9 protein-coding genes are annotated in these 11,061 nt (G+C 41.8%); all 9 read left to right on the forward strand.

What is annotated here, in order from left to right; translation table 11 throughout:
- Positions 1-333, forward strand: a 333-nt coding sequence (locus HMPREF9074_RS12450) for a hypothetical protein (RefSeq protein ID WP_034540632.1), incomplete at its 5' end; no start/stop codon positions are given.
- A gap of 476 nt (positions 334-809) precedes the next feature.
- The gene (locus tag HMPREF9074_RS10325; protein ID WP_009392744.1) at positions 810-3,935 is read left to right on the forward strand and encodes a SusC/RagA family TonB-linked outer membrane protein; all 3,126 of its coding nucleotides are present in this window, start codon (positions 810-812) and stop codon (positions 3,933-3,935) included.
- A 13-nt stretch (positions 3,936-3,948) separates the two neighbouring features.
- Positions 3,949-5,415 (forward strand): RagB/SusD family nutrient uptake outer membrane protein, encoded by a 1,467-nt coding sequence (locus tag HMPREF9074_RS10330; RefSeq protein WP_009392742.1) that lies wholly within the window; start codon positions 3,949-3,951, stop codon positions 5,413-5,415.
- A 140-nt stretch (positions 5,416-5,555) separates the two neighbouring features.
- Positions 5,556-6,710, forward strand: coding sequence for an ABC transporter ATP-binding protein (locus HMPREF9074_RS10335; protein WP_009392741.1), 1,155 nt, complete (start codon positions 5,556-5,558; stop codon positions 6,708-6,710).
- Positions 6,711-6,724: 14 nt separating this feature from the next.
- Positions 6,725-7,816 (forward strand): hypothetical protein, encoded by a 1,092-nt coding sequence (locus HMPREF9074_RS11790; protein WP_052141387.1) that lies wholly within the window; start codon positions 6,725-6,727, stop codon positions 7,814-7,816.
- A gap of 15 nt (positions 7,817-7,831) precedes the next feature.
- Positions 7,832-8,800 carry a hypothetical protein gene (locus tag HMPREF9074_RS10345; RefSeq protein ID WP_009392739.1) on the forward strand — a complete coding sequence of 323 codons (969 nt, stop codon included), beginning with the start codon at positions 7,832-7,834 and terminating at the stop codon, positions 8,798-8,800.
- 113 nt (positions 8,801-8,913) lie between these two features.
- Positions 8,914-9,444 (forward strand): ferritin, encoded by a 531-nt coding sequence (locus HMPREF9074_RS10350; RefSeq protein ID WP_009392737.1) that lies wholly within the window; start codon positions 8,914-8,916, stop codon positions 9,442-9,444.
- A complete protein-coding gene (locus HMPREF9074_RS10355; protein ID WP_009392735.1) occupies positions 9,444-10,400 on the forward strand; it encodes an NAD-dependent epimerase/dehydratase family protein in 957 nt (318 codons plus the stop codon). Before HMPREF9074_RS10350 ends, HMPREF9074_RS10355 begins: the two co-directional genes overlap by 1 nt.
- A 2-nt stretch (positions 10,401-10,402) precedes the next feature.
- Positions 10,403-11,061 (forward strand): tetraacyldisaccharide 4'-kinase (gene lpxK / locus HMPREF9074_RS10360; RefSeq protein ID WP_034540635.1); only part of this gene is annotated, 659 nt, incomplete at its 3' end.

Genomic DNA, 11,061 nt, shown 5'->3' on the forward strand with positions numbered 1-11,061 from the left:
AAAACTGTTTTAAAGGAATATAAATGGGAAACAGAGTACACTCCTTCTGATAATCAAAGAGATAGTTTTGATATTTTTGGGCGAAATGAAAAAACGGATCATTGTATTATTATTGAGTTAGATCCTCATAGAGCTGACTCTGTAGCTAAAAAATTTGTATCAAGAATGGCTATAATGATTGATAAAAATATTACTTACATAGCTTTCATTTACCCAGGTACAGATAAAATGTCTATTCCTGAGACTAACAAATATATTGTCTATTGTCAGGATTTAACAAAAGTGCTCAATAATAATAATTGTAAGAAAGAATTTATGGGCTATTATTTGTAAGACTTACATAAGTTACTATACAAAGAGTGATAGAACGATTTCTATCACTCTTTTTTATTTACCAATCATCTCCATTCCTCCCATTCTTCTCAGCCCTCACAGCCTTCTCATTTCTTCCACCTGTCTCACTTGTCCCACCTGTCTCACTTGTCCCATTCTTCCCAGCCTTCTCACCCTTCCCATACACAAACCTTCAGCGAACCTTCAGCGAACGATGAGCGAAGGGTGAGCGAACAACAACCAACTTTTGTCTCTTCTTCCTCTTTGTTAAAATTTTGCATTTTTTGCAGCAGAAAGCCTCTAAAACTGATAATCTTTCAATAAAAGACCTTTTGGCTGCTTCTCTTTTGCGTTTCTTGCAAAATAGTAAATATCACAAAACAACGCTAAATTGTTAATGTTTGTTAAATTTTTACTTTTTTCTTGGTAGTTACGAAAGATAATGATACTTTTGGCGCATTAAAACGTATAAATGTATGGATAACACACACAAAATCGCTTTGTTTATTTTCTGTTGGCTTTTCCCTTTTTGGCTAATAGCTCAGGAAGTAACTATCAAAGGTACCGTAAAAGATGAAGACGGACTTGAGCTGCCAGGGGCGGCTATCGTCATCAAAGGTACTGCTAAGGGTATGGCTACCGATTGGAATGGTAACTTCGAGATGAAAGCTCATCAGGGCGATATCTTGGTCTTTTCGACTATCGGCTATGCTCCTAAAGAGGTAAAGGTAGGCAAGGAGCGCACGCTGCATATCGTCCTCTCTGCTGATGTGCAACAGCTCGAAGGTACTGAGGTAGTAGCAGTAGCCTATGGTACTACCGACAAAAAATCGTTTACAGGCTCTATGGCTACTATCAAGGCCGACGCTATTCAGGCCAAACAGACTACCGATGTGGCCAAAACCTTAGAAGGGGCTGTCGCAGGGGTGCAAATCTCTACCTCGTCAGGGCAACCTGGTAGTAGTTCTGCTATCCGCATTAGGGGTATTGGCTCTATCAACGCTTCAAGTGCTCCCCTTATCATCTTAGACGGGATGCCTTTTGAAGGGACGCTCAACGCCATCAATAACAGCGATATAGAGAGTGTGAACGTGCTAAAAGACGCTTCCTCTTCGGCTCTCTACGGAGCTCGTGGTGCTAATGGGGTGGTGCTTATCACTACCAAAAGTGGTTCTAAAGGGCGCCTATCTATCTCGGTAGATAGTAAGTTGGGCTTCAACTACCGCGGTATCCCTGAGTATGATATTATCAGCAGCCCTGGCGAATACTACGAAACGCTTTGGGCGGCGCTTTACAACCAGAATTTGTACGCTCAAAGACAAGCTGATGCCTTGGCGCGCAGCAATGCCAGCCAATCGCTTATCAATAATGTGGGGGCAGGCTATAATATCTATAACGTAGCTGATGATAAGGTGGTACTGCCTACCGGTAAACTTAATCCTGCCGCTACTATCAAATATTCTGATGCGGCTACTTTCAACCAATGGGAAAAGGCTCTCTTCAATAGTCGTGTGCGCAAAGAGCACAACCTGAGTATGACCAAAGGTACTGAACACAATAGTTTTTACTTCTCTTTTGGCTATTTGGGCGATGAGGGCTATAATATGAATAGTTATTTTAACCGCTATTCTACTCGTTTTGCTTACAAGGGCGACATTACTTCTTGGCTAAAAGCCAATGCTTCTTCAATGATTACTTACACCGAAAAACAAGGCAGTACAGAGAGCAGCAGCTATGATAACCCTTTTGCGTGGACGCGAACGATAGCGCCTATTTATCCTATCTACGAGCACGATGCCAATGGCAATCGATTAAATACTTACGACTATGGGGCTACCCGAAAGTTTAATGATAATACCAACCCTGTAGCTACACAGCGCGAGAATCTAAACTACAGTCGCGATTATTATTTCAATCAGGCGCTTTCGTTAGAGGCACAACTGCATAAAAATCTCACTTTTTCAGTAAATGGCAATTTTTATGCTAATTTCTATGATGTGAACTACTTCACTACTCCATTAGGTGGTGCAGGTAAGAACTATGGAGGGGAATCAACTAAGTACAAATCTGACAATATAGTAATGACCTTTAACCAATTATTGCGCTATAGCAAAAATTGGGATAATTATGGTATAGAAGCCCTTTTTGGTCACGAAAGCTATCAGAAGCGTTTCGGTACTATAGAGGGTAGCAAGAAGAACTTCGTAGACCCCCGCAATAGCGAGTTCAATAATGCTGCGGTGCTCAGTTCACTCACCTCATATACTCGGCGTTACTTTGTAGAAGGCTACTTCGGTCAGCTAAATGCTAACTATCAGCAAAAGTATTACCTTTCAGCTAGTTTGCGCCGTGATGGCTCATCAGTATTTGCACCCGAAAATCGTTGGGGTACTTTCTGGTCAGTAGGAGCCTCTTGGTTGCTTAGCGAAGAGAAGTTTTTAGAGAAAGTAGATTTCGTAGATTTGGTAAAACTGAAGTTGAGCTATGGGGTACAGGGTAATGACGAGCTTTATTTACCTGGCGGAGGGCGCTCATACGTGCCTTATATGACGCTCTACAGCGTAAGTACTAATGGCAATACCCCAGGGCTTGTAGCCAGCTATAAAGGCAATCGCAATATCACTTGGGAAGAGAGTGGCAACCTCAATGCAGGGATAGAATTAGGTTTCTTTAGAAACAGACTCACCTTGGAGGCTGACTACTTTGTAAAGAAAACCAACGACCTGCTGTTTAATATGCCGTTACCTGCTTCTACGGGCTTTAGTTCAGAACCGCGCAACGTAGCTGATATGGTAAACAAAGGGGTAGAGTTTTCATTAGCGGTAACCCCTGTGCGTACTGATAAAGTACAGTGGACTGTTTCAGTAAATGGCTTGCACTACAAGAACGAAATAACTCGCCTACCTGAAGAATTACGTGAAAAAGGACTAACACGTGGCTATCAAACACTGAAAGAGGGAGGCAGTATATACGATTTTTATTTGGTGAAATGGGGAGGCGTAAATCCTACCAATGGCGATGCCCAGTTCTATGTAAAAAATGCTACTACGGGCGAATATGAGCTGAAAGGCAGTGCAGATTACGATAGTTCGAGCAAGCAATATGCAGGCACTTCTATTCCTGACTTACAAGGGGGCTTTGGTACCACTCTTAGTGCTTATAATTTTGACCTTGCAGTACAGTTTTCTTACCAGTTAGGGGGTAAATTCTATGACTATCAGTACGCTGGACTGATGCATTCAGGCGACTTGGGTAGAACTTGGCATACTGACATTCGCAATCGTTGGACGCCTGATAATACCACCTCAGACATTCCGCGTCTTGAATTTGCTAATCAGAAGATGCTTAATCTTTCTGACCGCTTTATGGTATCGTCAGACTATCTATCGCTGCGCAATATAAGTTTGGGGTATACTTTCACGCGCCAGATGGTAGAGAAATTAGGGCTTACTAAGCTGCGCTACTACCTTACGGCTGATAATGTGTATTTGTGGAGCCACCGCAAGGGCTTAGACCCTCGTACTAGCTTGTCGGGCAGTAATACAGCTGCCGTATACAGCCCTATTCGTACCGTTTCAATGGGATTAACACTCACTTTTTAAAATTGCAAAAGCTATGAAAAAATATATACTTTCCACCGCTTTTTTATCACTACTTATTACCGCTTGTTCTAAGAGTGATTTCGACCCTAAGGTAGATGAATACCTCACCGACCAGCGCAAAGAGGAGCTCAAAGCCGATGTAGATACTAAAGCCAGCTTACTACAAGTAGAGCTCAATGGTATTTATAATAATAATGTAGCACTACAGAATAGCTATCACGATTCGTTTGGGCTGAAGTCTATCCATCTATCCTTAGACCTTACAGGGCAGGATATGGTGCAAGCTTCGTATCATTGGTTCAGTTATGACTATTATTTCGATATGCGAAACGCTACCTATTCGCGCACTAGCTTTATGTGGAATTTTCTCTACCGACAAATTAGTGCTATCAACACCATTTTAGCCGATTATTTTGCTGAAGTCCCTACCGAGCAAGTGCTTTATCAGAAATATGCTGAACTGAAGTCGTTAAGGGCTCTTTATTACTACTATTTGGTGAATTTGTATCAGCATTCTTATAAGGGCAACGAAACAAAATTAGGGGTGCCGCTAATGCTGAAGCCTACTGATGCCAAGTTAGCACGCGCTACAGTGGCAGAGGTGTATGCCCAAATGATAGAAGATTTATCGGTAGTAGATGATGCTCGCTTTACCATTACCGAAAGCAAAGAAGATGTTGATAAAGCCGTAGCAGCTGCTTATTTGGCTAAAGTATATGCGCATAAAGAAGAGTGGGCAAAGGTAGCCCAATACGCCCAAATAGTGCTTAATGCTTCTGATTTCAATTATACATCAATGGCTGAAGTGCAAGGGGCTAAGTGGGATATTAGTAACACTTCTTGGCTCTGGGGCTACGACATCACCCAGCAAACTACCACCTCTTGGGGTTCTTTCTACTCGCATATCGACAATACCATAACACAAGGGTATGCAGGGGGAGCAGGGGCTTATAAGAATATGTACAGCAACCTCTACGCTAAAATAGCTGATACTGATGTGCGCAAGAAAATATACATCAATAGTACGCTTTTCCCTGCGATAGCAGACCGCTATAGTTTGCCCAATTATGCTAATGTAAAGTACGCTACCGACCAGCGTTTCTTGAGCGATTACTGTTTCATACGCATAGAAGATCCTTTCTTTTTGTATGTAGAGGCTTTAGTAGAGCAAAACGATTTGACTACTGCCAAGACTACCCTCGAAGATTTTATGCAGAACTATCGCGACCCTTCTTATACACTCACCGCAACTACCCAAGCGGCTATGCGCGAAGAAGTGCGCACGCAACGCCGTATAGAGCTTTGGGGCGAAGGTACCTCTTTCTTCGATTTTAAGCGTTGGCACTTAGGGGTAGACCGCAAAGAGGCAGGCAGTAATCATACTTTTAAGGTGACCGTACCTGCAGGAGATAAACGTTGGGTATACCAAATACCACAAGATGAGATAGAATCAAACGCTAAAATGGTACAAAACGAGTAAAAGACAACCTACAACAGACTAAACAAGAACCTAAATAGACGGAGTTGCCCGAAGGAGTATTTTCTTCGGGTAACTTTTTTGTGTTTACTCTTTCACATTTCGTCTTTATTTAGTATCTTTGTCGCCATAAATGTTTTGTTATGAATAAACACCAGCTACGTGTGCAAGAAACACTGCAATATTTTACACAGAAAGATATAGGTTTAGCTTTCAGAAAATTGTTAGATTGTGCTGCTGATACGCAGCAGATGTCTATTTATGAGAAAGCCATCGCACTAACTGATTGGAAAGAAAAACACCCTGCTGAGGTAGAAACTCTTATCGAAAAAGCTACAGTGCTACTCAGAGAGATAGCCGATTGCAAGGTAACGGAACTCCCTACAGAAACGGCTGTATTAGTAGCTGAAGAGGTGCGCAAGCACTATGCTTTAGGGCGCTTTCAGTTAGGCCCTATCTCGCTTTCTATCAAAAAAGGACAAGTATATGGGTTGGTAGGCGAGAACGGCAATGGTAAAACTACCCTATTGCGCATTTTAGCACGCGACCTGTCATACGATTCGGGAGTAGTGAAATACTACTTTACCGAGCGACCTAAGAACGACTATGACCTGCGTACTAAACTTATCTACATACCCCAGCGCACCGAAAAGTGGTATGGTAGCCTGAAAGACAATCTGAAATTTACCCTTTCAAGCTATGGTATTCCGGCTGAAGAAAACGAGCTGCGCACCCTGCTTATGATTGCCCGTTTAGGGCTTTGGCAGTACCAACACTTAGATTGGAATGCCCTTTCGTCAGGTTATAAAATGCGCTTTGAGTTAGCGCGTACCCTTTTGCGCCAGCCGGAAATTCTCCTACTCGATGAGCCTTTGGGTAATTTGGATGTATTGGCACAACAGGTTATCTTAGAAGACCTGAAGATGATAGCCAACTCGGTAAATCACCCTATTGCCCTTATCCTCAGTTCGCAGCAGCTTTTTGAGGTAGAGAAAATATCAGATAAGGTAATATTCTTGCGCAACGGTCAGTATACAGATAATGCCGAGGCAACTGCCACAGAAGAGGCTATGCCGCTGATAGTAGAGATAGATACTACTAACACCCGCGAAGAATTGATGGCAGTATTCAAAGCATTTGCGCTTGAGAAACTCAACTACAACGGAGGGGTATATGTAGCGTATTTCCGCCCTAATACCGAGTATTCGGCTGTATTAGAGGCTTTGGGTAAGGCAAAGATAGACCTTACTTATATTCGCAATATATCGGCTTCTACACGTAGGTTTTTTGTAAGTTAAATATGAGGGGAGTTATGAATAAGTATTTGTTAGAGCGTTATCCTACTATTTGGAATACGCACATCGTTTGGGTACTGCCCTTAGCACTCTTGGCGCAGATATTGTTTTTTATAGGTGGTTTTTGTCTTATAAATGACGATATGCTCAAAGATAGCTACTACAGTATCTACAGCAGCTACGAGGGGATACCCTTAATACTAAATCTAATTGTCAGTGTGCTGCTGTTAGTAGGCTGGCTTATCTATCTGTTCCGCAATAATGCCTTGCAGCATTTTTATCCGTTAAAGGCACGACAAATCTTTGGGCAGTTCGTATGTTTCTTTCTGACGATACTGCTATCAATTTCGTTGGCGGTACCGTTTTTTGCAGGCCAGAAAGCAAAGGCACACTGGCGGTATACTGATAGCTATATAGACGAAGTGCTACATTACTATCCCGAGGATTACCAGATGTATGACTATACCGACTATTATCCGCAAGAGCAGGTAGAAGAGTATTACATAGCCCAAAATGCCCAACGGCTTAAAGAAAGAGATTTTAAATATTGTGTATATGAGCCATTACAAGTGTTTGTAATATTGTCGTTTTTTATGGCGATGGTGCTTTTCTGCATACGTGCTACGGGGCTCCGCACTTTTTTGTTTTCGGTAGTCTTTTCGGGGGTACTGAGTCTGTTAGTCACGATGCTGGCAATACTCTTTATTCCGCTAACCGAGTTTACCTCTTATTACGATGAAGAATGCGCAATGGGGCTCTTTCTGCTTACCTATGTAGTTGTGTTAGTGCTTTCACTCAAGCTACAGGGCAAGATACGCAAGCTCTTCAGTGGGGTGCTGCTGAATGTATCAATAACATTTTTTGGATTAGCGTTTTTCTTTTTAGGGTATCTATTGATAAAACTTATCTATCATTGTCTCTATTTAGCTAATACATCGGAAAACTACTACGATTATGAGGCACTCAATGCATTATCAGATTGCATGGATTTTTTTGCAGGCTCTTATTTTGGGTACTACCTGATGCAAGGGATATTTGTACTGGTGGTAATGGCTTTTACCGCCCTATACACAAAAGCAGTGCTGCGTTGGAAGGCATTGCCCGAATAACAAATTATTAAGCAAATGAAGAAAATAGAACAATATTTATTAGAGCGTTATCCGTCTCTGTGGAATACCAAAATAGTGTGGCTATTGGGCATTGCCCTTTGTGCGCACTTGTTTTTCTTTCTTTTTGGCTTCTTTTCGGTGAATGAAGAAGACTTTAGTACAAAATATTTTGGTACAATAGAAAAATTCTTTCCAATAGCCTTTTTGCTCAATTTTGTCATTTCTACTTTGCTGTTGGTAGGCTGGTTAGTGCAGATGAGCAAAAACAACGCCTTTAAGCATTTTTACCCCAGTAATGCGCTCAAACTCTTCGGGCAGTTTGTACAGTATTTTCTGATAGTTTTTGCCTCTATTTCGTTTTTTATATCGTTTGTGATGGGCGAAGATGTACGTTTTAGGTGTCATTACTCGTCTTCGTATGTAGCGTCACTTAAACTGCAATACCCTACAATAGAAAACAAAATGGACTATGATGACCCTCAGCTACAAGAGGCGTATTACGTTATTACAAATGCTGAAAATAAAATAGGAGTAGTAAAGATATTAGGCTATCTTGATATTTTTATGATGATAGCCCTCTTCTTTTCGCTGATAGTATTTTGTGTGAGGGTCACTAATGTGCGTTCATTTCTTTTTGGTATTGTTTTTTCGCACGTGCTGGCACTGCTTTTGGCTATCCTATCAATAATAACAGTCTTTGCTTTGGGTGGCGATTCGGTGGCGTGGTTGTACATACTAACCGCTTATCTGATGATATTTGCCTCAGTATACCTATTAGGACATATCAGCAAGCTGCATTCGGCTATCCTCATCAACTTTTCGCTTATTGTATTTGTTCCCGCTTCCTACAGCACCCTATTGCTTATAGAGGGGCGACTGTTGCCAAGTAGTTTGCCTAATAACTATGTAATATTAGCAGCTACTTTTGTGTTTATATATTTCTATTCGAGGGTACTGCACCAGTGGAAGGCAGGAGCGGAATAATGATAAAAAATAGATTTAATTAAAATTTGGTATATAAATATCTTTTTTAGTTGCTAATTGGTGAAAAATTAGTACCTTTGCCGCACTAAAAAACTTAATAATAATTATAACATATGTCAAAAACAAAGTACACCAGAACGCAAACTAGTTTGCACCCCGAAATTATCGACCTTCTTAACGAACAAGTAAGTAAAGAAGCAGAAGCAAGTTCGCTTTATTTAGCTATGGCTTCTTGGACAGAATACAATGGTTACTCACGCAGTGCTGAGTTTTTCTATAACCACGCTGTAGAAGAGAGAGACCATATGATGAAAATCTTCCGTTTCCTTAATGAAAACGGTGCTCGTGCTTTCGCTCCTAAAGTAGGAGAAGTACAACAAGAATTCGGTTCACTAAAAGAAGTATACGAAAAAACTTTAGAGCACGAAATAAAAGTAACTCAGTCTATTTTTGCTATTTTCAAGAAAGCGCGTCAGTCAGACGACTATGCTTCAGAAAACTTCTTGCAATGGTTTGTACAAGAGCAATTAGAAGAAGAACGCTTAGTACACTCTATCTTAGACCTATTTGAGTTTTACAATGATAACGACTCGCCTATCGCGCTCAAACTTATTGACGAACGTATACCATTAGAACAAGAATAATGATTTTAGTAACTGGCGGAACGGGGCAAATAGGCAGCCGCTTGCTTTTGAATCTTACGAAAAATAAGGCGTATAAAGTGAGGGCTATCTACCGCAATACCCAATCGCTTGAGAAAATCAGACAATTATTTGTAAAACACAGCGATAGTGGCGCCGCTCAGTTTGACACTATCGAATGGATACAAGCAGACTTAAGTAACATCCCCGCACTTGAAAAAGCGTTCGAGGGTGTTACTTTCGTTTTTCATTGTGCTGGTTTAATCTCATTTCAGCCCCAAGATTTTGATAAACTTATAGAGGTGAACGTACAGGGCACTGCCAATATAGTGAACCTCAGTATCGACTTTGGGGTAAAAAAACTCTGTTATGTAAGTTCGGTAGCTACTCTTTCAACCCTACCTCATACCCCTATAGACGAGGAAAACGATTGGAATAACGAAGATAATAATACCGATTACGCTATCAGTAAACACGGAGCAGAGATGGAGGTATGGCGCGGTTCGCAAGAAGGCTTGCCGGTAGTAATAGTAAACCCTTCAGTAGTGTTGGGGGGCGATTTTGCTGATAGAGGCTCAGGCTTGTTGTACAAGAAAGTAGCCGACGGGTTGCGCTATTATCCGGCTGGTGCTACAGGTTTTGTAGGGGTAGATGATGTAGTGCGCGCTATGGTGCAGCTACAATTCTCTGAGGTAGAGGGCGAACGCTTTGTACTAAATGCTGAAAACCTAACTTATAAAGCTGTTTTAGAGCGTATTGCTAAACAATTAGGGGTGAAAGCCCCTACTAAACGAGTGTCGCATCAGATGTTGCGCTTCTTGGCGCGCCTCGATGGGGTATTGAGCTTTTTGCACCTTAAGAAGCGAACCCTTACTCTTGCCTCTGCCGATGCGCTGGGCACGGTAACCACTTATAACGGCGAGAAGATAAAGAAGTATATCGATTTTAATTACGAATAACAATGCGATACTTATCGTTTTTACTTTTCCCTTTTGCGCTTCTTTATGGGGCGATAGTGCGCTTGCGGCATTGGTGCTATAATACGGGGATTTTTAAAGAACATACTTTTGCAGTGCCAACTATCTGCGTAGGTAATGTAGCGGTAGGGGGTACTGGCAAGAGTCCGATGGTGGAATACTTGGTCAGGCAGTTGCACCCTAAGTGCCGTGTGGCAGTACTCAGTAGGGGGTATAAGCGCAAGACGAAAGGCTTTGTGTTAGCTGATGCACAGTCCACAGTAGCTGATTTAGGCGATGAGCCTTTCCAATTCTGGCGAAAATTTCATAAAGATATTATTTTAGCTGTTTGTGGAGATAGGGTAGAGGGGATGCGGCAGCTGTTGCAATTGCCAACCCCGCCTACAGTGGTTATCTTAGATGATGCTTTTCAGCATCGCCCTATAAAAGCAACTAAAAATATAGTCCTAACGGCTTATGGGCAGCTATTTACTGACGATTGGCTACTACCTATGGGGCGACTCCGCGATGTGGTGAGCCGTGTGCAGCAAGCTGATATAGTGGTAGTGACTAAATGTCCGCCCGACCTATCTGCTGCTGAACGCGAACGTATTGTGGCACAGTTGCAGAAAAAGACCCGCCCACAAACTCCTATTGTTTTTGC

This window comes from Capnocytophaga sp. oral taxon 329 str. F0087, assembly GCF_000213295.2.
Classification (GTDB): domain Bacteria; phylum Bacteroidota; class Bacteroidia; order Flavobacteriales; family Flavobacteriaceae; genus Capnocytophaga; species Capnocytophaga leadbetteri_A.

Bases quoted from the DNA above. Each gene is read 5' to 3' on its own strand.
- HMPREF9074_RS10345 (WP_009392739.1), top strand. From the start codon at position 7,832: ATGAAGAAAATAGAACAATATTTATTAGAGCGTTATCCGTCTCTGTGG.
- HMPREF9074_RS10330 (WP_009392742.1), top strand. From the start codon at position 3,949: ATGAAAAAATATATACTTTCCACCGCTTTTTTATCACTACTTATTACC.
- HMPREF9074_RS10325 (WP_009392744.1), top strand. From the start codon at position 810: ATGGATAACACACACAAAATCGCTTTGTTTATTTTCTGTTGGCTTTTC.
- HMPREF9074_RS11790 (WP_052141387.1), top strand. From the start codon at position 6,725: ATGAATAAGTATTTGTTAGAGCGTTATCCTACTATTTGGAATACGCAC.
- HMPREF9074_RS10350 (WP_009392737.1), top strand. From the start codon at position 8,914: ATGTCAAAAACAAAGTACACCAGAACGCAAACTAGTTTGCACCCCGAA.
- HMPREF9074_RS10335 (WP_009392741.1), top strand. From the start codon at position 5,556: ATGAATAAACACCAGCTACGTGTGCAAGAAACACTGCAATATTTTACA.
- HMPREF9074_RS10355 (WP_009392735.1), top strand. From the start codon at position 9,444: ATGATTTTAGTAACTGGCGGAACGGGGCAAATAGGCAGCCGCTTGCTT.